We start from the raw sequence: 20,980 nt of genomic DNA, 5'->3' as shown, positions 1-20,980 counted from the left end.
ATGTCAGGAGTTTCCCGTGAACAAACCTAGCCTTCCACAACTTGACCTGTCCGCCTTCCACGCCGGCGGCGCACAACGCGTCGACTTCCTGCGCGAACTGAAAACCGCCGCGCGCGAGGTCGGCTTCTTCTACCTCAAGGGCCACGGCGTGCCCGACAGCCTGCAACAACAGGTGCTGGACGTCTCGCGCCAGTTCTTCGCGCTGCCGGACGCCGCCAAGCAGCGCGTGGCGATGGTCAACTCGCCGCACTTTCGCGGCTATACCCGCGCCGGCGGCGAGCTGACGCTGGGACAGGCCGACTGGCGCGAACAGTTCGACGTGATGCGCGAGACCCCGCTGCGCCGGCTGCACTACGGCGACCAGCCGTGGCTGCGCCTGCACGGCCCCAACCAGTGGCCGGCAGAGCTGCCGCAGATGCGGGACATCGTGCTGCGCTGGCAGGACAGCCTGACCGAGGTCACCCTCACCCTGCTGCGCGCCTTTGCCATCGCGCTGGAGCAGGCGGAAGACGTGTTCGACCACACCGTGGCCGACGGCCCGTTCCAGCACCTGAAGCTGATCCGCTATCCGGGGCGCGACCATACCGACAGCGAGCAAGGCGTCGGCGCGCACAAGGACGCCGGCTACCTGACGCTGGTGCTGCAGGGCGACCAGCCGGGACTGGAGGTGCTGCTGGGCGACGAGTGGGTGCTGGCGACCCCGGTTGCAGGCACCTTCGTGGTGAATATCGGCGAGCTGCTGGAGCTGGCCTCCAACGGCTACCTCAAGGCGACGCTGCATCGCGTGGTCACGCCGCCGGCCGGTATCGACCGGCTGTCCAGCGCCTTCTTCATGGCGGCGCAGCTGGATGCCAACGTGCCCTTGCTGACCCTGCCGGCACACCTGGCCGCCGAAGCCCGCGGCCCGGCCAGCGACCCGCACAACCCGCTGTTCTACCAGGTTGGCCGCAACGTGCTGAAGGGCCGCCTGCGCTCGCACGTGGACGTGGCCAATGCCCACTACGGCGAGCTGGAGCCGGCCCTGTAACGCTACGCACTCCGCCAGCCGGCGCCGCGCCCGCGCGGATCGGTCTCGCCCCGCCGCCGCCCTGCCGGCGGCGTTTTCCTATCCGGAATTCCTGCAAAGCATTGCACCCGGCTACCGGATATTCAAATCAGATTTCCTTGGTTAGTCCCCGGCGGCGGCCACCGTATAGTGGTTCCACCCCGGCAACACGGCTCACCAGGAAATTGTCATGCCAGAGAACCAAACACCCCCTACCCCCGCCGCCAGCGCGCCGGACGTCGCACACCTGCTGACCGCCGCCCGCCAGCGGGCGCAGGCCGCCGGCCTCGCCTACGCCGGCTGCCTGTACCCGCAGGAAGCGTGGTCGCTGGTCGAGGCCGGCGTCGCGCAACTGGTCGACGTGCGCACCGCGGAAGAGCGCAAGTTCGTCGGCCACGTGCCCGGCTCGCTGCACGTGGCGTGGCAGACCGGCACCGCGCTGCTCAAGAACCCGCGCTTCCTGCGCGAGCTGGAAAGCAAGGCCGGCGGCAAGGATACGGTAATCGTGCTGCTGTGCCGCAGCGGCAAGCGCTCGGCCGCCGCCGCCGAGGCGGCAAGCCGCGCCGGCTTCAGCCGGGTGTTCAACGTGCTGGAAGGCTTCGAAGGCGATCTGGACGAGCAGCACCGCCGTGGCGACGTCGGCGGCTGGCGCCATCACCGCCTGCCGTGGCAACAGGATTAATCCGACTTTTCCCGGAGTGGATCACATGAACGACCGAGCAAAAAGCTGGCTCTCCTTCGGCAACCAGCAGCAGAACTGGGATATCGACCAGGTGGTGCGCGAGCTGCGCGGCGCACGCCAGGCCTGGCGCCAGGCCCACGGCCGCACCCGCGAGCTGGGCGGGCGCGAGTTCCCGTCGCGCGAGGCGCTGCGCGACATCGTCGAGGCGCTGTCCGGCGTGCTGTTTCCGATGCGCCTGGGGCCGCCGGACCTGAACGAAAGCAGCGAAGACTTCTACGTCGGCCACACGCTGGCGCAGGCGCTGGACGCGCTGGTGAAACAGCTGCAGCTGGAGCTGAGCTACAGCGCGCGCCTGCAAGGGCTGAGCGACGCCAAAAGCGAGCAGAACGCGGTGACCATCGCCCGCGGCCTGGCCGCCGAGCTGCCCCGGCTGCGCCGCATTCTGGATGCCGACGTGCACGCCGCCTATATCGGCGACCCGGCCGCCCGCAGCGTAGACGAGGTGCTGCTGTGCTACCCCGGCATCAGCGCCATCCTCTACCACCGCCTGGCGCACTACCTGTACCGCGCCGGCGCCACGCTGGTGGCGCGCATCATCGCCGAGATCGCGCACTCGGACACCGGCATCGACATCCACCCTGGCGCGCAGATCGGCAAGGGCTTCTTCATCGACCACGGCACAGGCGTGGTGATCGGCGAAACCGCCGTCATCGGCGAGCGGGTGCGGCTGTACCAGGCGGTGACGCTGGGCGCCAAGCGCTTTGCCAGCGACGCCGACGGCAAGCTGGAAAAAGGCCAGCCGCGCCACCCGATCGTCGAGGACGACGTGGTGATCTACGCCGGTGCCACCCTGCTGGGCCGCATCACCATCGGCCAGGGCGCCACCATCGGCGGCAACGTGTGGCTCACCCGCGACGTGCTGCCCGGCAGCCACATCACCCAGGCCAACAGCCAGAACCTTACCGGCGCGCCGCATCTGCGCTAGCCGCCACCTTTTTCACCACAACCAACGCCACACAAGGAATCACCATGGCCGAACATCAGGATGCCCAACTGGCACTGGGCGACAACGCCGCCCGCCAGCTGGCGAACGCCACCAAGACCGTCCCGCAACTGTCCACCATCAGCCCGCGCTGGCTGGTGCACCTGCTGCAGTGGACGCCGGTCGAGGCCGGCATCTTCCGCCTCAACCGCGTGAAAAACGCCGGCAATATGCGCGTCGCGTGCTCGCAGCGCGACGAAGCCGAGCTGCCGCAAACCTTCGTCGACTACGAAGAGCAGCCGCGCGAGCTGTTCCTCAATGCCGTCACCACGGTGCTGGACGTGCACACCCGCGTGTCCGACCTGTACTCCAGCCCGCACGACCAGATCAAGGAGCAGCTGCGCCTGACCATCGAGACCATCAAGGAGCGCCAGGAGTCCGAGCTGATCAACAACCCGGAATACGGCCTCTTGGCCAATGTCGACGAGGCCCAGCGCATCAGCACCCTCACCGGCGCGCCGACGCCGGACGACTTCGACGAGCTGCTGACCAAGGTGTGGAAGGAACCCGGCTTCTTCCTCGCCCACCCGCTGGCCATCGCCGCCTTCGGCCGCGAGTGCACCCGCCGCGGCGTGCCGCCGCCGACCGTGAGCCTGTTCGGCTCGCAGTTCATCACCTGGCGCGGCGTGCCCATCATCCCGTCGGACAAGCTGCCGATCGACGAGCACGGCAAGACCAAGATCCTGCTCTTGCGCGTCGGCGACAAGCGCCAGGGCGTGGTCGGCCTGTACCAGCCGGGCGTGGCCGGCGAACAGAGCCCGGGGCTGTCGGTGCGCTTCATGGGCATCAACCGCAACGCCATCGCGTCCTACCTGATTTCGCTGTATTGCTCGCTGGCGGTGCTGACCGAGGACGCCCTGGCGGTACTCGAAGACGTGGAGATTGGCAAGTACCATGACTATCCAGACACTTACAAGTAAGCCCGACGGCCTGCCGGACGCGGGCGAGCTGGCGCGGCTGGCCAACGCCTTCTTCAGCAGCCTGCCCGGCCAGACACCGCAGGACAGCGGCACGCTGACTCCACCATCCAGTGCGGCGCAGCCGGCGCTCCAGCCGCTGCCTGTCACGGTTCCAGCCGCACCGGTGGGTAGCGGCCTGCGCGACCCGGCGGCCTACGCCGTGCCGGAAACCTATGCGGCCAAGGTGCCACAGTTGGCCGCAGCGCAGCCGTCGGCGCCGACGGCTGGTGGCGCACCGGCCTCGTCGCCGTACTACTTCGTCACCGAGGCTGGCCGCTACGGCGAACTGGCCGCTAGCGCCCCGGCCGCGCCACTGCCCGCCGTGGACGACCGCGTCACGGCGCAATCGTTCGGCCTGCCCGGCGAGGACGTGCTGCGCGCGCTGCTGGCCGGCGACAGCCGCCAACAGCTTGCGGCACCAGCACCCGCCGCCGCACCCGCCGGCAGCCAGTTCTACTTCCTGGAACCGGCCGTCAAGCTGGACAAGGCGCCGGACTTCGACCGCCACGTCGCCAGCCGCCAGCATGGTTTCGACGTCAATGCGGTGCGCCGGGATTTTCCCATCCTGGCCGAGCGGGTGAACGGCAAGCCGTTGATCTGGCTGGACAATGCCGCCACCACGCACAAGCCGCAATCGGTGATCGACCGCATCGCGTACTTCTATCAGCACGAGAACTCCAACATCCACCGCGCGGCGCACGAGCTGGCCGCACGCGCCACCGACGCCTACGAGGCCGCCCGCAACAAGGTGGCGCGCTTCATCGGCGCCGGCAGCGCCAACGAGATCATCTTCGTGCGCGGCGCCACCGAGGCGATCAACCTGGTGGCCAACACCTGGGGGCGGCAGAACATCGCGGCCGGCGACGAGATCATCGTCTCCAACCTGGAGCACCACGCCAACATCGTGCCCTGGCAACAGCTGGCGGCCAGCGTGGGGGCAAAGATCCACGTGATCCCGGTGGACGACAGCGGCCAGATCCTGCTCGACGAGTACCGCAAGCTGCTGAACAGCCGAACCAGGCTGGTGGCCATCACCCAGGTGTCCAACGCGCTGGGCACGGTCACCCCGGTGGCCGAGGTCATCGTGCTGGCGCATGCCGCCGGCGCACGGGTGCTGGTGGATGGCGCGCAGTCGGTCTCGCACCTACGCGTCAACGTGCAGGCGCTGGACGCGGACTTCTTCGTGTTCTCCGGCCACAAGGTGTTCGCGCCAACCGGCATCGGCGTGGTGTACGGCAAGGCCGAACTGCTGGAGGCCATGCCGCCGTGGCAGGGGGGCGGCAACATGATTGCCGATGTCACCTTCGAGAAGACGCTGTACCAGCCGGCGCCGAACAAGTTCGAGGCCGGCACCGGCAACATCGCCGACGCCGTCGGCCTGGGCGCCGCCATCGACTACGTCGAGCGCATCGGCCTGGACAACATCGCCCGCTACGAGCACGACCTGCTGCTGTACGCCACCCGCGGCCTGCAGAGCGTGCCGGGGCTGCGGCTGATCGGCACCGCCGAACACAAGGCCAGCGTGCTGTCCTTCGTGCTGCCGGGCTACCGCACCGAGGAGGTGGGCCGCGCGCTGAACCAGGAAGGCATCGCGGTACGCTCCGGCCACCACTGCGCCCAGCCCATCCTGCGCCGCTTCGGCCTTGAAGCCACGGTGCGGCCGTCGCTGGCGTTCTACAACACCTGCGAGGAGATCGACACGCTGGTGGCGGTGGTGCAAGGACTGGCCAAACGCTGACGGTGAAGCGGTAGCGCCCAAGGTTGGCCGCAACAGCGTTGCGGCCAACCTTTCTGTTTGTCCGCGGCAAGCCATCGGCATCGACCCGGCCCGGCCGCTGGTGCCGCTACTGGCGACAAGCCGGCACGACGCACGGCCACCCCGCGGTGGCCGTGGCCGCCTACTTGCCGGCGCTCAGCGTGGTGTAGCTGGTGATCAGGTTGCGGTAGTCCGGGATGTGGTTAGAGAACAGCGTGCCCAGGCCCTCGATGTCGTTGCGCCAGTCGCGGTGCAGCTCGCAGGCCACGCCGAACCAGGTCATCAGCTGGGCGCCCGCCTGCGTCATGCGCGCCCAGGCGGCCTGCCGGGTGATGTCGTTGAAGGTGCCCGAGGCGTCGGTGACCACGAACACCTCGAAGCCCTCTTCGAGCGCGGACAGCGCCGGGAAGGCGACGCACACCTCGGTCACCACGCCGGCAATGATCAGCTGCCGCTTGCCGGTGGCCTTGACCGCCTGCACGAAGTCGGCGTTGTCCCAGGCGTTGATCTGGCCGGGACGGGCGATGTACGGCGCATCCGGAAACTGCGCCTTCAGCTCCGGCACCAGCGGGCCGTTGGGGCCGCTCTCGAAGCTGGTGGTCAGGATGGTCGGCAGCTTGAAGTACTGCGCCAGACTGCCCAGCGCCAGCACGTTGTTCTTGAACTTGTCGGGATCGATATCGCGTACCAGCGACAGCAGCCCGGCCTGGTGGTCCACCAGCAGCACGGCAGCGTTGTTCTTGTCCAGACGTTGGTAGGGGGTGGTCATCGCATTCTCCTTCGGGCATCAAAAAAGCGCCGGCCGCTGCCGGCGCGGTGGGAAACACGCGGCGCAGCAGCCGGCCTCCTGTGGCAAGCGGATGCGGGGAATGTCTGTGTTCAGGATAGCCTGCCCTGCCGCAAGCGCCAGCGGGCGGGGCGGCGTAGATCGCGGGGAAAGCCACGCCGGGATGGATTAGGGATGGCTTGCCGCCGGAATGCGTATTAAGGTAGTGCCGGCCCCTGCCCGGCAGTGACGTTAACCCTTGAAAGCCAGTCCCGATGACCGCACCCCCGCCCTTCCTGATGATGACCCTGAATCTTCACGACGACACCCTCACCCAGCGGCTCAACGAGTTGCACGACCGCCTGCTGGAAACGGTGCCGGTGGTCGATCGCATCGCCTGCGCGCTGTACGACGAGAAAGACGACGTGCTGAAGACCTTCATCAACAGCACCCGCGCGGGCGAGGCCATCACCGCCTACGAGTACAAGCTGTCCGACAGTGCGCTGAGCGCGCTGGCGGCCAGCGGCGAATTCCGCGTGCTCGACGACATCGAGCACGCGCTGCAGTCCGACACCGTGCACAACACCTGGCTGCGCGAACAGGGCTACCGCTCGTCGTTCACGGTGCCCTTCTACGATGGCGGCAGCCTCGCCGGTTTCGTGTTCTTCGACTCGATGCAGGCGGCGGCCTTCAGCCCGCAGGTGCAGCGCGACCTGGTGCTGTACACCAACCTGATCAGCATGGCGATTGCGAACGAGCTGTCCGCCGTGCGCTCGGTGCTGGAGGCGACGCGGGTGGCGCGCGAGCTGGCCGAGGTGCGCGACTTCGAGACCGGCGCCCATCTGGAGCGCATGGCGCGCTATTCGCGCGTGATTGCCCGCGCCGTCGCGCCGCGCTACGGGCGCGATGACGAGTTCGTGGAGTGCGTGTACCTGTTCGCGTCGCTGCACGACATCGGCAAGATCGGCATCCCCGACAAGGTGCTGCTCAAGCCGGGCCGGCTCGATCCGACCGAGCGGGCCATCATGGAAACCCACGTCGACAAGGGGATACAGATCATCGACCGCATCGTGGGCACCGGTGCGCAGCAGCGCCTGCCCGACTCCGCCATCCTGCGCAACATCGTGCACTGCCACCACGAATACCTCGACGGCAGCGGCTATCCGCGGCAGCTGCGGCAGGACGCCATCCCGCTGGAGGCGCGCATCGTGACGGTGGCCGACATCTTCGATGCGCTGACGGCGATCCGGCCGTACAAGCCGGTCTGGTCGCCGACCAATGCGCTGGCCGAGCTGGACCGCATGGTTCAGGCCGGCAAGCTGGACGCCGACTGCGTGCAGGCGCTCCACGACCACCTGGACCAGATCATGGCGATCCACGAGCGCTACGCCGATACCGACGCCGTGTCCTGAGCCGCGGGCGCAAAAAAAAGGCCGGGCTGACAAGCCCGGCCAACAAAAGCCCAAGAGGAGAAAATACAGAGACCACGAGTAAAGCCCACAACAAAAAACGGATCAGACCGGCGGCGGGGTCAGGCGCAGATAGGGGCGCAGCGCGCGATAACCCTTGGGAAACTTCTGCCGGATCAGTTCTTCATCCTGCAGCGAAGGCACGATCACCACCTCGTCGCCCTGCTGCCAGTTGGCCGGCGTCGCCACGCTGTGGTATTCGGTCAGCTGCAGCGAATCGATCACCCGCAGCAGCTCGTTGAAATTGCGGCCGGTACTGGCCGGATAGGTCAGCGTCAGGCGGATCTTCTTCTCCGGGTCGATCACGAACACCGAACGCACGGTATGGGTGCTGCTGGCGTTGGGGTGGATCAGGTCGTACAGCTCGGACACCTTGCGGTCGGCATCGGCGATGATCGGGAAGTTCACCGTGGTGCCCTGCGTGTCGTTGATGTCCTTGATCCACTCCAGGTGCGACGCCACCGGATCGACCGACAGCGCGATCACCTTCACGTTGCGGCGGGCAAATTCGTCCTTGAGCTTGGCGGTCAGCCCCAGCTCGGTGGTGCACACCGGGGTAAAGTCGGCCGGGTGCGAGAACAGCACGCCCCAGCTGTTGCCCAGCCAGTCATGAAAACGGATGTTGCCGTCGCTGGACGCCTGTTCGAAGTCGGGGGCGATGTCGCCGAGACGCAATGTCATAAGAAGCTCCTGTCACCAGAGTGGCTGCGTGTCGTCACGCAATGAGATCACTATAGACAAGCCGCCGGTGCCAGCAAACCAAGCAAAAGTGCATTGCTTATCCGGCGCGCGCTGCAATGCATATCAGGCCGGCGCCAGCCGCTGCGTCAGCAGCTGCCCGCTGTAATAGCGGGCCTGCATCTGCCGTGCCATGGTCAGCATGTTGTCGCACACGATTTCCTCCACCCCCAGCGCGAAGCCCTGCTGCACCAGCTGCGGCATCAGCGCCAGCAGCTGGTCGCGCACCTGCGGATACATCACGGCGCGGCGCATGAAGCGCGGCGACAGGCAGACGAAGTCCGGCTCCAGCCGCCACAGCCGCGACAAGTCGTGCCCGCTGTCGCCAAAGCCGCCCTGCCCCAGCAGATGGCCTTGCTCGCGGTAGCGGCGCACCAGCGCCACCCCCAGCTCGGCGGTGGGCTGGTTGATGAACAGCAGGAACATCACCTGCTGGCTGGCCAGCCCCAGCTGTGCCAGCAGCGCCGTGGTGAAGTCGATGATGCGGTCGCTGAAGGCGTGGCAGATGCGCGGATCGAGATCGATGCGCAGCGGCAGCGCGACATCGTTGCGCCCCAGGTGATTGAGCAGGTGCAGCACGCGGATCAGCTTCAGCAGCGACACGGTCTTGCTTTCGCCGTGGTTCAGCGCGAACAGCCAGTTGGCCGGCAGGTTCTGGCCGAAGCGGCCGTGAATGCGCAGCCGCGCCGCGTAGTGCGCCCGCTGCGGCACCGCGTCGCAGAAGCTGGCCACCGGGAAGAACTCGCTGGTCAGCCACCAGCCGTCAAAGCAGGCAAATACCTCGCGCTCGTTCCAGTGCAATTGCGCGGGACAAGGCAAGTCAGCCAGCAATTGCTGACACCAGCGTAATTGTTGCGGGTTAAATCCCGCCGGAAAACCCTTCGACTGCTTGAAGCGTTTCATGGCCAATATTCATCAGTAATAGCAGCATGCACTTTACCCGCCAATTCACCGCCGCCTTATAAATAAAGCCGATATCGCCATCTGCTTTATTCACAACACCGCTGGCCATTTAATAATTTATCGCCTTATTCATTTAATCGATTAATACCGCAACCGGTGATGAATATAAGGTGCGGCTTTTATTGTTTCCCCGCCTGCCGGTTTCTCTTTTTAATGGCGTCATTGCAAACGACTCACCACTGGAGATTGCCATGACCCGCCCCGCCCTCGTTTCCCTGTTCGTTTCGCTGGCCTTTGTTGCCGGTGCCGCCCACGCCGACGACGGCGTCACCATCGCGTTCCAGACCGGCGTCGACCCGTCCAAGGTGGCGCAGGCCGATGGCGACTACGAAAAAGCCACCGGCAAGAAGATCAACTGGCGCAAGTTCGAGAGCGGCGCCGAGGTGATCGCCGCAGTCGCCTCCGGCGATGTGCCGATCGGCAATATCGGCTCCAGCCCGCTGGCCGCCGCCGCCAGCCGCGGCCTGCCGATCCAGACCTTCCTCGTCACCGGCGTGATCGGCGAGTCCGAGGCGCTGGTGGTGCGCAACGGCAGCGGCATCGCCAAGCCGGCCGACCTGGTCGGCAAGAAGATCGCGGTGCCGTACGTGTCCACCACCCACTACAGCCTGCTGGCGGCGCTGAAGCACTGGCAGGTGGATGCCGGCAAGGTCACCATCCTCAACCTGCGCCCCAGCGAGATCGCCGCCGCCTGGCAGCGTGGCGACATCGACGGCGCCTACGTGTGGGAGCCGGCGCTGGGCAAGGTGCGCGCCAGCGGCAAGGTGCTGACCAGCTCGGCCGAAGTCGCCAAGTGGGGCGCGCCGACCTACGACCTGTGGATCGTGCGCCAGGACTTCGCACAGAAGAATCCGGACTTCCTCAAGCAGTTCGTGAGCGTCACCGGCAAGGTGTTCGAGCGCTACAACAAGGACCCGAAAGGCTTCGCCGGCAATGCGGCCAACGTGGCGAAGATCGCCCGCCTCACCGGCAGCAAGCCGGAGGAAGTGGCCGCCCTGCTGCCGGGCAACCGCTACCCGTCGCTGGCCGAGCAGAGCAAGCTGCTGCAACAGCCGCTGGTGAAGGCGGTCGGCGATACCGCCGCCTTCCTCAAGTCGCAGGGCAAGGTCGACAGCCTGCAGCCGAGCTACACGCCCTACGTGACCAACCGCTTCATCAACGCCGCCCTGCGCTAGACGGAGCCGACCATGAGCCTGCTACAAGTCGACAAGCTTGGCGTCACCTACCCCGGCCAGTCGCAGCCGGCGCTGCACCAGGTGTCGCTGAGCCTGGCGCGTGACGAGCTGCTGGTGGCCCTGGGGCCGTCCGGTTGCGGCAAGAGCACACTGCTGGGGGTGCTGGCCGGTTTCATCGCGCCCAGCCAGGGCCGGGTGCTGTTTGCCGGCCAGCCGGTGACGGCGCCGGGGGTGGAGCGCGCGGTGGTGTTCCAGCACGACGCGCTGCTGCCGTGGCTGAACGTGCACGACAACGTCGCCTTCGGCCTCAAGCTGCAGGGTGCCGATGCGGCGGCGCGCGAGCGCATCGTCGCCGACACCCTGCGCCTGGTCGGGCTGGCCGATGTCGCCACCAAGCGCACCTGGCAGCTGTCCGGCGGCATGCGCCAGCGCGTCGGCATCGCCCGTGCGCTGGCCAGCCGCTCGCAGGTGCTGCTGCTGGACGAACCGTTCGGCGCACTGGACGCCTTCACCCGCGAGCAGATGCAGCAACTGCTGCTGCGCGTGTGGCAGCAGTCGCAGCGCGGTGTGTTCCTGATCACCCACGACATCGAGGAGGCGCTGTTCCTCGCCACCGAGCTGGTGCTGATGTCGCCGGGGCCGGGGCGCATCGTGCAGCGCTTGCGGCCAACCTTTAACCAGCGCTACCGCGCCGGCGAGGACGTGCGCGCGATCAAGTCCGATCCGGCATTCATCGCGCTGCGCGAATCGCTGCTGCACAGCCTGTTCCGCCAAGGTCACGAGGAGGCCGCCTGATGTCCACATCCCCAACCACCCTGATCGCGGTGCCCGACAGCCTCGATACCGGTACTCCGCCCGCCCCGGCCGGCCGCCGCTGGCAGCCGCAAGCGACGCACTGGGCCGCGCTCAGCATCGCCGGCCTGCTGCTGTCGTGGTGGGCGCTCACCGCCAGCGGGCTGATTGCGCCGCTGTTCCTGCCGCCGCCGCAAGCGGTGCTGGCCCGGTTCGGCGAGCTGCTGGCCGGCAGCTACATGGACGCCACCCTGCCGCAGCACCTGCTGGCCAGCCTGCAGCGCATGCTGCTGGCGCTGCTGGCGGCGGTCGTCGTCGGCATCCCGCTGGGCATCGTCATCGGCGTGTTTCCGCTGGCGCGGCACCTGCTCGATCCGGTGATCGAGTTCTACCGCCCGCTGCCGCCGCTGGCCTACCTGCCGCTGATCGTGATCTGGTTCGGCATCGGCGAGGCGTCCAAGGTGCTGCTGATCTTCCTCGCCATCCTGGCGCCGGTGCTGATCGCTACCGCCCACGGCGTCGCCAGCGTCAGCCCGCTGCGGCAACAGGCGGCGCTGTCGCTGGGCGCCAGCCGCTGGCAGCTGCTGCGCCACGTGATCCTGCCCGGCGCGCTGCCGGAGATCATCACCGGCGTGCGCATCGGCCTTGGCGCCGGCTGGTCGACGCTGGTGGCGGCGGAGCTGATCGCCGCCACCCGCGGGCTGGGCTTCATGATCCAGTCCGCCGCGCAGTTCCTGGTCACCGACGTGGTGGTGCTCGGCATCATCGTCATCGCGCTGGTCGCCTTCGCGCTGGAGCTGGGCCTGCGCCGGCTGCAGCAGCGCCTTACCCCGTGGCACGGCCAACCCCATTGAAAGGATTACCGTCATGAGTCTGCACTTCACCCGTCTCAGCCCGGCACTGGGCGCCATCGTCAGCGGCATCGACCTCGCGCAGCCGCTGGACCGCGCACGGCAACAGGCGCTCGGCGCCGCGCTGCTGCAACACCAGGTGCTGTTTTTCCGGAACCAGGACATCAGCCCGCAGCAACAGCGTGATTTCGCCGCCTGGTTCGGCGACCTGCACATCCACCCGCTGTACCCCAAGATCGCGGACACGCCGCAGATCATGGTGCTGGACACCGCGCTGAACGACCTGCGCGACAACGCCATCTGGCACACCGACGTCACCTTCATCGACACCCCGCCGCTGGGTTCGGTGCTGGTGGCACGGCAGCTGCCGGAGTACGGCGGCGACACGCTGTGGGCCAGCGGCACCGCCGCCTACGCCGCGCTGTCGCCACGCCTGCAGCAGCTGCTGGACGGGCTGACCGCGACGCACGACTTCACCAAGTCGTTCCCGCTGGAGCGCTTCGGCCAGACACCGGAGGCGCTGGCCAATTACGAGGCCACCCGCCGCAGCACGCCGCCGGTGAACCACCCGGTGATCCGTACCCACCCGGTCAGCGGCGACAAGGCGCTGTTCGTCAGCGACGGCTTCACCACCCGCATCAACGAGCTGCCGCCGGCGGAGAGCGACGCGCTGCTGGCCTTCCTTTTTGCCCACTATGCCAAGCCGGAATTCAGCGTGCGCTGGCGCTGGCAGCCGGGCGACATCGCGTTCTGGGACAACCGCGTCACCCAGCACTACGCGGTGGACGACTACCGCCCGGCGCACCGCATCATGCACCGCGCCACCATCCTCGGCGACCAGCCGTTCTGAACGGCCACGCCGCACGGCACAGGCCGGCCTGCGGGCGCGGCCTGTGCTGTCGCCGCCGGCTGACGTTGGCCGCAGCGGGACAGCCGGCACCAAGCGCCAGCGCTGATTAGCTTGTGAATTTTGCTTGGTCCACCGCCGCCGGCCGCCCCCGGACAATGACAACCACATTCAACGCAGGGGTACCCCCATGAAACTGAAACCACTTGCCGGCGCGCTGCTGTTTGCCAGCCTGCTGAGCCAACCGGCCATGGCCGATGTCAGCCTGCTCAACGTGTCCTACGACCCGACGCGCGAGCTGTACCAGGAGTTCAACGCCGCCTTCGCCAAGCACTGGCAGGCGCAGACCGGCGAAACCGTCAGCGTCAAGCAGTCGCACGGCGGCTCCGGCAAGCAGGCGCGCTCGGTGATCGACGGGCTGGAGGCGGACGTGGTGACGCTGGCGCTGTCCAACGACATCGACGAGCTGAACAAGAACGGCGCGCTGGTGCCGGCCAACTGGCAGAGCCGCCTGCCGCACAACAGCACGCCGTACACCTCCACCATCGTGCTGCTGGTGCGCAAGGGCAATCCGAAGGCCATCCGCGACTGGAACGACCTGGCCCGCCCCGGGGTGGAGGTGATCGCCCCCAACCCGAAAACCGGCGGCGGCGCGCGCTGGAACTACCTGGCGGCGTGGGGCTACGCGCTGCAACAGCCGGGCGGCAACGACGCCAGTGCCCGCGCGCTGGTGCAGAAGATCTACCAGAACGTGAAGGTGCTGGATTCCGGCGCCCGCGGCTCGCTGGTCACCTTCTCGCAGCGCGGCATCGGCGACGTGCTGATCTCGTGGGAAAACGAGGCCTTCCTCGCCAGCAAGGAGCTGGGGCCGGACAAGTTCGACATCGTGGTGCCGTCGGTGTCCATCCTGGCCGAGCCGCCGGTGAGCGTGGTGGACAAGGTGGTCGACAAGCGCGGCACGCGCAAGGTGGCGGAGGCCTACCTGCGCTACCTGTACAGCCCGGCCGGGCAGGAGCTGGCGGCGCAGAACTACTACCGCCCGCGCGACGCCAGGGTGGCCGCCAAGTACGCCGCCCAGTTCAGCAAGGTGAGGCTGTTCACCATCGACCGGGTATTCGGCGGCTGGGCGCGCGCGCAGAAAACCCACTTCGACGACGGCGCGATCTTCGACCAGATCATCAGCCGTTGAGGCCGGCACGGCCAGGGTTGGCCGCAATGCCAACACCGCCCCGGCCGGTAGGCGGGGGCGGTGTTTTCAGCGCAAATTCGGTACGGCGGCGCGCCTGGCTCAGGCAAAGCCGAAGTCGCGCAGCGCCTCCAGATCCTTCAGCACGATATCGCGGCCGCGCACCTCGATCAGGCCCTCGTCCGCCAGCTGGTGCAGCACGCGGGAGAAGGTCTCCGGCGTCAGGTTCAGTCGCGACGCGATCAGGTTCTTGTTGACCGGCAGGTGCACCACCGAGCCGCTGCTGGCGTCATCTTCCACCTGCAACAGGTAGCCGACCACGCGCTGCACCGCGCTCTCCACCGAGTAGCGTTCCACGTCGCGCACCAGGCTGTGCAGGCGCAGCGACAGCCCGGCCAGCATGCGCTGGGCAAAGGCCGGGTCCTGCGCGATGGCGCCAAAGATCACCTCGGCGCTGACGTGCAGCAGCAGGCCGTCCTCGACGAACTGCGCCATCACCGGGCACGGCCGGCGCAGGAACATCACCGCCTCGGCAAAGCTCTGGCTCGGGTGCAGGATTTCCATCACCTTCTCGGTGCCGTTCTGCGCGGTCAGCGCCAGCTTGACCTTGCCGTACACCACCAGATACATGCCGTCACAGGGGTCGCCCTTCTGGAAGATCACCTGCCCCTTCTGGCCGCGCACCTCGCGGGTGCCCGGCACCAAGGCCTCGCGCTGCGCCTCGGACAGCTGCTGGAACAGTGGCTGATGCTGCAAAAAGGTCCGAATATCAATCTGGTTCATTGCTGTTTTCCTGCGGATGTCGCACCCGCCCGTAAGGGATGGCGCAAGGCTACGCGCTGCCGGTGCGCGCCACCATGCGCCAAAAGGCGGTGGCACCCTAGCCGAAAGAGCTAGTCGTGCCCCGCCGCCTGCGGCCAACCCTGGCCGGCGCTAGTGACTGGTGCCTTCCGAACGCGTCACCTTGTTGTACACGTTGTACTTGCCGATCGGCTTCATCATCGGCAGCGCGGCTACCTCCTTGAACGTCGCCGCATCGACCACCACCAGCTCGCCCGGCGTTTCCATGATGCTGACCAGCGCGTAGCGGCCGTCGCGGGTGAATTCGACGTGGGCATTGGTCTTGCCCGGCCGCAGTGTCAGCTGGCGCACCACCTTGAAACTGCGCTTGTCGATGATGGACAGCGTGTCGCGGCGCGGCGACATCATCGCGTCCACCCAGGCGTAGGGCGTGTTTTCGTGGCTGCGCAGGAAGAAGCCCGGCCCCGGCGTGGCGATGTCGGCCGCCACCTGCCAGCGGTCCATGTCGATCACCGTCACGCGGCCGCCCTTCAGGTTCGGCGTCGCCATGTAGTGGTGACCGTCCTGTTCGAAGGTGATGCCGGAGCCGAGGTGCGGCATGCCGTCCAGCGGCAGCGTCGCCACCTTGCTGCGCGCGTCGAGGTTGATCACCTGCGCCTGGCCGTCGCGCGAGGCGGCCATCACGTGGCGGTAGCCGGCATCGAAGAAGAAGTCGTCCAGCACCATGGACAGCGGCGTCACCCGCGGGTTGAGGAAACCGGGCACGGCTAGGCCCTCGCCCATCTGGTAGTCGTGCACCAGGCCGGGATAAATCTTGTCGGCCTGCGGGTTGTAGGAGATTTCCCACAGCTCGGCGGCGTCCTTCAGCGCCACCACGAAGCTCTGCCGCGGCGCGGCGTCGTACACCGCCGACACCCGCGACGCCTTGCCGGCGCGGTCCCGCACCGCGATGGTCTTCACCGGCTTCAGGCCGTTGGCGTCCAGCAGCACCAGCGTCTGCGGCAGCGTGTTGCCGGCCAGCACCCAGCGCCCGTCGCCGGACACCGCCACGTTGCGGGTGTTCAGCCCGACGCGGATCTCGGCCACAGTCTGCAGCGTGTACAGGTCGTACTGCGTCACCCAGCCGTCGCGGCTGGCGAAGTACACGAAGCGCCCGTCGGGCGAGAACTTCGGCCCGCCGTGCAGCGCGAAGCGGCTCTTGAAGCGGGTGATCGGGGTGAAGCGGTCGCCGTCCAGCACCGTGACATGGTGATCGCCGGCCTCCACCACCACGAACAGGTTGTGCGGATCGACGTTGGCCGCAAAGCCTGGCCGCGGCGGCAGCCTGGCCGGATCGCGGTACTGGATGCGCGAGGCGGCGGTGTCCGCCTCGCGCCACACCGGCGGCGTCGCCGGCGGCGTGGCCAGCCAGGCGGCCAGCTCGCCGATGTCGGCGTCGGACAGGCGGCCGGCGAAACCGGCCATCTGCGTGGCGGCGCGCCCGTCGCGGATCACCGCCAGCACCTCGGACGGCTTGATGCGTTCCAGGCTCTGCGGCAGCAGCGCCGGCGCCATCGCGCCCATGCGCTGCGCGCCGTGGCAGCTCAGGCAGTGCTGCTGGTAGAGGTCGGCGGGATGGGCGGCGGCGGCCGCCAGCGGCAGGCTGGCGATGGCGGCCAGTAACAGGCTGGCGAGTCTCATCGGCGGCCCTCCGCCTGCGGCACGATGCGCTGCCACGGCGTCAGCTGCGGCAACGGATAGGCGCCGTCCGCCACGCCGATCTCGGCGTCGCTGAGGTAGCAGGCCGGATCGGACGCCCAGAAGTCGTCGCTCAGCTGCCACGCCCGCACCCGGGTGTTGCCGTTGCAGATCGCCAGGTGCGCGCAGGCGGCGCAGCGGCCGTGCACCGGGCGCGGCCGCTGCTTGAGGCCGGCCATCAGCGGGTGCGACACGTCCGGCCAGATGGCGGAAAACGGCCGCTCGCGCACATTGCCCAGCGTCACCTGCCACCACATGGTGTCCGGGTGCACGTTGCCGAGGTTGTCGATATTGGCGACGTTGACGCCGCTGGCGTTGCCGCCCCACTGCGTCAGGCGCCGGCGCAGCGCATCCACTTGTTCCGGGTAGTGCCGCGCCGCCCACTGCAGCAGGTAGACGCCGTCGGCGTCGTTGTTGCCGGTGACGAATTCCTTGGCCGTGCCGGCCCGGATGTGGGCAAGACAGGATTCGATCAGCAGGTCCATCGCCCAGCGCGTGCGCGCGTGGCGGGCGTCGCTGTCGCGGTGCTTGTTGCCGCGGCCGGCGTAGTTGAGGTGCGAGAAGTAGAACTTGTCGATGCCCTCGTCGCTCACCAGCTGCAGCAGCGCCGGCAGGTCGTGGGCGTTGTCCTCGGTCATGGTGTAGCGCACGCCGACCTTGATGCCGGCGTCGCGCGCCAGGCGGATGCCGTTCAGCGCCAGCCCGAAGCCGCCGTCCAGGCGGCGGAAACGGTCGTGGGTGGCGCCGATGCCGTCGAGGCTGACGCCGACGTAGTCGAAGCCGACCTCGGCGATGCGGCCAACGTTGGCCGCGTCGATCAGCGTGCCGTTGCTGGACAGGCCGACGTAGAAGCCCATCTGCTTGGCGCGGCGGCCGATGTCGTAGATGTCCGGGCGCAGCAGCGGCTCGCCGCCGGACAGGATCAGCACCGGCACGCCGAAGGCCTTCAGGTCGTCCATCACCGTGAACACCTCGGCGGTGCTCAGCTCACCGGCGAAGTCCTTGTCGGCGGAGATCGAGTAGCAGTGCTGGCAGGTCAGGTTGCAGCGGCGGATCAGGTTCCAGATCAGCACCGGGCCGCGCGGCGGGCGCGGCGGTGCGACGGGGGCGGGGTGCAGCAGGCTTTGCAGATAGGGGGTGAGGCGCAGCATGACAGCCTCCGGCAATGACGATGGCGTCATCGTCGGACTTGTCCCGCCCGCGCTCCTTGACCGCAGTCAAGGCTTGCCGGTCCGGCCGGCTGCGCCGCTCAGAACGTGTTCACGATCTCGCGAGCTAGCGCGAGACAAGGCAAAAACGGCTGAGGAAGCGGAGTTGACATGGGGTCAATGAGCATTCCGAAGCCGTTTTTAACGCCGTATCGCCGACGCGCAGCAGATCGTGAACAGGTTCTCAGTGCCAGTGTAGCGGGTGCTCGTGCAGCCACTGTTTCAGGTAGTGGCCGCCGCGCGCGATGCCGATCACGATGCCGGCGCCGGCCAGCGCCGCCAGCAGCAATAGCGGCAGCCACGGCTGCGACATGAACAGCACCAGCACGAAGATGGCCGTGAACAGGTAGGCGCCGTTGTACCAGCCACGCTGCTTGTGCAAGGAAGTCATGATGCGCTCCTCCTCGGCCCACCCGCCGTCCGATGGCGGCGGCAGGCCGTTACCGTTTCGCGCCCTGCGGCGCTTACTTCATTGTAGTGCCTGCCGCGCCATGCGCTGGCACCCGCCGTTCCCAAGCGGCGTGCCATCGCCTATCATCGCCCCCCGTCCCGACATTGCAGAGCCACACCATGCGTCACCTGATCATCGTTACCGTCCTGTGGGCGTTTTCCTTCAGCCTGATCGGCGAATACCTGGCCGGCAAGGTCGACAGCGACTTCGCCGTGCTGCTGCGCGTGCTGATCGCCGCCGCGGTGTTCCTGCCGTTTACCGTCTGGCGCGGACTGCCATCGCGGCTGGTGGCCGGCTTCTGGCTGGCCGGCGCGCTGCAGTTCGGCGTCACCTACCTGTGCCTGTACCGCAGCTTCAGCGTGCTGACGGTGCCGGAGGTGCTGCTGTTCACGGTGCTGACGCCGATCTACGTCACCCTGCTCGACGACGCGCTGGCGCGCCGTCTCAACCGCTGGGCGCTGCTGGCGGCCGCGGTGGCGGTCGGCGGCGGCGTCATCATCCGCTTCCAGCCGCTGGAGGGTGAATACCTGACCGGCTTCCTGCTGCTGCAGCTGGCCAACCTCACCTTCGCCGCCGGCCAGGTGCTGTGCCGCCGCCTGTTGCAGCAGCATCCGGTATCGCAGCCGCTGCACCGCTTCTTCGGCCATTTCTTCCTCGGCGCGCTGCTGCTGGCGCTGCCGTCCTACCTGGTCTTCGGCAACCCGGCGCGCCTGCCGCACACCGCGATGCAGTGGGGCGTGCTGGTGTACATGGGGCTGTTCGCCACCGCGCTGGGCATGTACTGGTGGGTGAAGGGCAGCACCCGCGTCAGCGCCGGCACGCTGGCGATCATGAACGAGCTGCACGTGCCGGCCGGCCTGCTGGTCAACGTGCTGATCTGGAACCGCGACGCCGACCTGCCGCGCCTGGCGCTGGGCGGCGCGGTGATCCTCGCCTCGCTGTGGATCAACCGCCTGGGCCGGTCGCGGCTGCAGCTACAAGCCGCCGCCTGAGCGGGCCATGACAACGTTGGCCGCAGGCGCCGGGTGCCTGCGGCCAACGTTTTGTCTGGCAGAGAGAGAGCGGCGTCGGGGCGCTTACGCCGGCTGCGGCGCGCAACCGCCGTCACCGGACAGGGAGTGATCCTGCGGCGGCAGGCAGGGCTCGCCGCCCTTCTTCGCCCGGTACATCGCGTCGTCGGCGTGGCGCAGCAGCGCCTGCGCGGTATCGCCGTGCTCCGGGTACAGCGCGACGCCGATGCTGGGCAGGATGCGCAGGCTGTGGCCGTCGATGGTCAGCGGCTGGTCCAGCGCCCCGCGCAGCTTGTCGGCGGCCGGCTGCGCGTGTTCCGGCTGCTGCAGGCTCTCCAGCAGCACCACGAACTCGTCGCCGCCGATGCGCGCCACGGTGTCGGCCTCGCGCACGCACTGCTGCAGCCGCCTGGCGACCGCGCGCAGCAGCTGGTCGCCCACCGCGTGGCCGTGGGTGTCGTTGACCTGCTTGAACTTGTCGAGATCGAGGTACAGCAGCGCCAGCTGCCCCTGCTCGCGCCGCGCCCGCGCCAGCGCGGTGTGCAGACGGTCGAACAGCAGGCCGCGGTTGGGCAGCCCGGTCAGCTCGTCGTACTGCGCCATGTAGCGCAGCCGCGCGTGCAGCTGGTGGCGCTCGATGGCGGTGGCGATCTGGTTGGAGACGAACTGCAGCAGCTCCTTGTCCTTTTCGCCGTAGCGCACGCCGCCGGAGTAGCTTTTCAGCACCAGCGCGCCGATGGTGCCGCGGGAGGAGTTGAGCGGCACCCCCAGCCAGCACAGCGACTTGCGGCCAACGATCTGGCGCAGGTGCGCCGGGAGGTCGGCCAGCGTCCCCGGGGTCAGCAGCAGCGGCTGGCCGCTGCGGATCACCTCGGCGCAGAGCGTGCCGGCGGCCGGCTTGCGCACCACCGGCGACGGCTCCTGCACGTCGACGTGGTAGGGAAAGCTCAACTGGTCGTGCACCGCGTCGTACAGCGCCACCGAGAAATTGTCTGCCGGCAGCAGCTCGCCGATGATGCGGTGTATGCGCCGGAACAGCGCCATCATGTCCTCCGCCGCGTGCGCCGCCTCGGAAATCGCGTACAGCGCCGCCTGCATCGAGGCCGCCTGCTTCAGCTCGGTCACGTCGCGCGCCACCGCCACGCGCACCTGTTCGCGCTCCGACCAGCGCGCCGACCACATGATGTGCACCACCTGCCCGTCCTTGCGCACGTAGCGGTTCTCGAAGTGGGGCTTGGGCTGGCCGGCCATGATCTGCTTGGCCGCCTGCAGCGTGCGCGGCCGGTCTTCCGGCAACACCAGGTCGATCATCGGCTTGCCGATCATCTCCTCCGGCGCGTAGCCGAAAATGCGTTCGCAGGCGGCGCTGACGAACACGAAGCGACCCTCGGCGTCGACAACGCAGATGGCGTCGAGCATCAGGTCGATGAAATTGCCCAGCGGCGCGCAGGTCTTGGTTTCCATATCGGCAAGCATACCGGCAATTGATATTGACGGGCAGT

At 67.9% G+C, this 20,980-nt stretch carries 21 protein-coding genes; 12 read left to right on the top strand and 9 right to left on the bottom strand.

The features are described 5' to 3' along the window. The first annotated feature begins 16 nt into the window (after nucleotides 1–16). The 5 genes from IE100_RS02630 (at nucleotide 17) to IE100_RS02610 (ending at nucleotide 5,466) form a co-directional block, all read left to right on the top strand. The gene (locus tag IE100_RS02630) at nucleotides 17–1,027 is read left to right on the top strand and encodes an isopenicillin N synthase family dioxygenase (protein WP_189372588.1); all 1,011 of its coding nucleotides are present in this window, start codon (nucleotides 17–19) and stop codon (nucleotides 1,025–1,027) included. Nucleotides 1,028–1,235: 208 nt separating this feature from the next. Then, nucleotides 1,236–1,727, top strand: coding sequence for a rhodanese-like domain-containing protein (locus tag IE100_RS02625; RefSeq protein ID WP_189372587.1), 492 nt, complete (start codon nucleotides 1,236–1,238; stop codon nucleotides 1,725–1,727). Between the two features lie 25 nt (nucleotides 1,728–1,752). Continuing rightward, nucleotides 1,753–2,712: a serine O-acetyltransferase EpsC gene (epsC, locus tag IE100_RS02620; RefSeq protein WP_189372586.1), complete on the top strand. Its 960-nt coding sequence runs from the start codon at nucleotides 1,753–1,755 to the stop codon at nucleotides 2,710–2,712. A gap of 44 nt (nucleotides 2,713–2,756) precedes the next feature. Further along, nucleotides 2,757–3,689: a family 2A encapsulin nanocompartment shell protein gene (locus tag IE100_RS02615; RefSeq protein WP_189372585.1), complete on the top strand. Its 933-nt coding sequence runs from the start codon at nucleotides 2,757–2,759 to the stop codon at nucleotides 3,687–3,689. Then, on the top strand, nucleotides 3,664–5,466 hold the full coding sequence (locus IE100_RS02610) for a family 2A encapsulin nanocompartment cargo protein cysteine desulfurase (protein WP_189372584.1): 1,803 nt from the start codon (nucleotides 3,664–3,666) through the stop codon (nucleotides 5,464–5,466). Before IE100_RS02615 ends, IE100_RS02610 begins: the two co-directional genes overlap by 26 nt. Before the next feature lie 160 nt (nucleotides 5,467–5,626). Here the strand turns inward: IE100_RS02610 and ycaC are convergent, their stop codons facing one another. Beyond that, nucleotides 5,627–6,253 (bottom strand): isochorismate family cysteine hydrolase YcaC, encoded by a 627-nt coding sequence (gene ycaC, locus IE100_RS02605; RefSeq protein ID WP_189372583.1) that lies wholly within the window; start codon nucleotides 6,251–6,253, stop codon nucleotides 5,627–5,629. Nucleotides 6,254–6,525: 272 nt separating this feature from the next. On the opposite strand from ycaC, the gene IE100_RS02600 reads away from it, so the two are divergent. Then, nucleotides 6,526–7,662, top strand: coding sequence for an HD domain-containing phosphohydrolase (locus IE100_RS02600; protein ID WP_229800187.1), 1,137 nt, complete (start codon nucleotides 6,526–6,528; stop codon nucleotides 7,660–7,662). 102 nt (nucleotides 7,663–7,764) lie between these two features. Here IE100_RS02600 and IE100_RS02595 read toward each other — a convergent pair whose 3' ends face one another. The 3 genes from IE100_RS02595 to IE100_RS02585 all read right to left on the bottom strand — a co-directional run bounded on the left by IE100_RS02595 (nucleotide 7,765) and on the right by IE100_RS02585 (nucleotide 9,469). After that, the gene (locus IE100_RS02595; protein WP_189372582.1) at nucleotides 7,765–8,400 is read right to left on the bottom strand and encodes a peroxiredoxin; all 636 of its coding nucleotides are present in this window, start codon (nucleotides 8,398–8,400) and stop codon (nucleotides 7,765–7,767) included. Nucleotides 8,401–8,523: 123 nt separating this feature from the next. Beyond that, nucleotides 8,524–9,360 carry an EAL domain-containing protein gene (locus tag IE100_RS02590; RefSeq protein WP_189372581.1) on the bottom strand — a complete coding sequence of 279 codons (837 nt, stop codon included), beginning with the start codon at nucleotides 9,358–9,360 and terminating at the stop codon, nucleotides 8,524–8,526. Then, nucleotides 9,317–9,469: a hypothetical protein gene (locus tag IE100_RS02585; protein WP_189372580.1), complete on the bottom strand. Its 153-nt coding sequence runs from the start codon at nucleotides 9,467–9,469 to the stop codon at nucleotides 9,317–9,319. The genes IE100_RS02590 and IE100_RS02585 overlap by 44 nt, the downstream gene beginning before the upstream one ends. Nucleotides 9,470–9,611: 142 nt before the next feature. On the opposite strand from IE100_RS02585, the gene tauA reads away from it, so the two are divergent. The 5 genes from tauA to IE100_RS02560 all read left to right on the top strand — a co-directional run bounded on the left by tauA (nucleotide 9,612) and on the right by IE100_RS02560 (nucleotide 14,274). Then, nucleotides 9,612–10,595, top strand: a complete 984-nt coding sequence (gene tauA, locus IE100_RS02580) for a taurine ABC transporter substrate-binding protein (RefSeq protein WP_189372579.1) — start codon at nucleotides 9,612–9,614, stop codon at nucleotides 10,593–10,595. A 12-nt stretch (nucleotides 10,596–10,607) separates the two neighbouring features. Further along, a complete protein-coding gene (tauB, locus tag IE100_RS02575) occupies nucleotides 10,608–11,390 on the top strand; it encodes a taurine ABC transporter ATP-binding subunit (protein ID WP_189372578.1) in 783 nt (260 codons plus the stop codon). Beyond that, nucleotides 11,390–12,241, top strand: coding sequence for a taurine ABC transporter permease TauC (tauC, locus tag IE100_RS02570; RefSeq protein WP_189372577.1), 852 nt, complete (start codon nucleotides 11,390–11,392; stop codon nucleotides 12,239–12,241). Before tauB ends, tauC begins: the two co-directional genes overlap by 1 nt. A 13-nt stretch (nucleotides 12,242–12,254) precedes the next feature. After that, complete coding sequence (tauD, locus tag IE100_RS02565; RefSeq protein WP_189372576.1) at nucleotides 12,255–13,088, top strand: taurine dioxygenase; 834 nt, start codon at nucleotides 12,255–12,257, stop codon at nucleotides 13,086–13,088. Between the two features lie 187 nt (nucleotides 13,089–13,275). Continuing rightward, the gene (locus tag IE100_RS02560) at nucleotides 13,276–14,274 is read left to right on the top strand and encodes a sulfate ABC transporter substrate-binding protein (RefSeq protein ID WP_189372575.1); all 999 of its coding nucleotides are present in this window, start codon (nucleotides 13,276–13,278) and stop codon (nucleotides 14,272–14,274) included. 99 nt (nucleotides 14,275–14,373) lie between these two features. Here the strand turns inward: IE100_RS02560 and IE100_RS02555 are convergent, their stop codons facing one another. From IE100_RS02555 to IE100_RS02540, 4 genes are all read right to left on the bottom strand, one after another. Further along, the gene (locus IE100_RS02555) at nucleotides 14,374–15,054 is read right to left on the bottom strand and encodes a Crp/Fnr family transcriptional regulator (protein ID WP_047967256.1); all 681 of its coding nucleotides are present in this window, start codon (nucleotides 15,052–15,054) and stop codon (nucleotides 14,374–14,376) included. A 150-nt stretch (nucleotides 15,055–15,204) separates the two neighbouring features. Continuing rightward, the gene (locus IE100_RS02550) at nucleotides 15,205–16,752 is read right to left on the bottom strand and encodes a nitrite reductase (protein WP_189372574.1); all 1,548 of its coding nucleotides are present in this window, start codon (nucleotides 16,750–16,752) and stop codon (nucleotides 15,205–15,207) included. Continuing rightward, nucleotides 16,749–17,960 carry a heme d1 biosynthesis radical SAM protein NirJ gene (nirJ, locus tag IE100_RS02545; protein WP_189372573.1) on the bottom strand — a complete coding sequence of 404 codons (1,212 nt, stop codon included), beginning with the start codon at nucleotides 17,958–17,960 and terminating at the stop codon, nucleotides 16,749–16,751. Before nirJ ends, IE100_RS02550 begins: the two co-directional genes overlap by 4 nt. A gap of 241 nt (nucleotides 17,961–18,201) precedes the next feature. After that, complete coding sequence (locus IE100_RS02540) at nucleotides 18,202–18,408, bottom strand: hypothetical protein (RefSeq protein ID WP_189372572.1); 207 nt, start codon at nucleotides 18,406–18,408, stop codon at nucleotides 18,202–18,204. A gap of 179 nt (nucleotides 18,409–18,587) precedes the next feature. Here IE100_RS02540 and IE100_RS02535 point away from each other — a divergent pair, with 179 nt between their 5' ends. Further along, the gene (locus IE100_RS02535) at nucleotides 18,588–19,460 is read left to right on the top strand and encodes an EamA family transporter (protein WP_189372571.1); all 873 of its coding nucleotides are present in this window, start codon (nucleotides 18,588–18,590) and stop codon (nucleotides 19,458–19,460) included. A gap of 84 nt (nucleotides 19,461–19,544) precedes the next feature. On the opposite strand, the gene IE100_RS02530 is transcribed toward IE100_RS02535, so the two are convergent. Further along, nucleotides 19,545–20,942 carry a GGDEF domain-containing protein gene (locus IE100_RS02530; RefSeq protein ID WP_189372570.1) on the bottom strand — a complete coding sequence of 466 codons (1,398 nt, stop codon included), beginning with the start codon at nucleotides 20,940–20,942 and terminating at the stop codon, nucleotides 19,545–19,547. Nucleotides 20,943–20,980: the final 38 nt, after the last annotated feature.

The sequence above is a fragment of the Vogesella alkaliphila genome (assembly GCF_014652475.1).
Classification (GTDB): domain Bacteria; phylum Pseudomonadota; class Gammaproteobacteria; order Burkholderiales; family Chromobacteriaceae; genus Vogesella; species Vogesella alkaliphila.
Note: the sequence above shows the minus strand (reverse complement) of the source record. Positions and strands in the feature narration are given on the sequence as shown.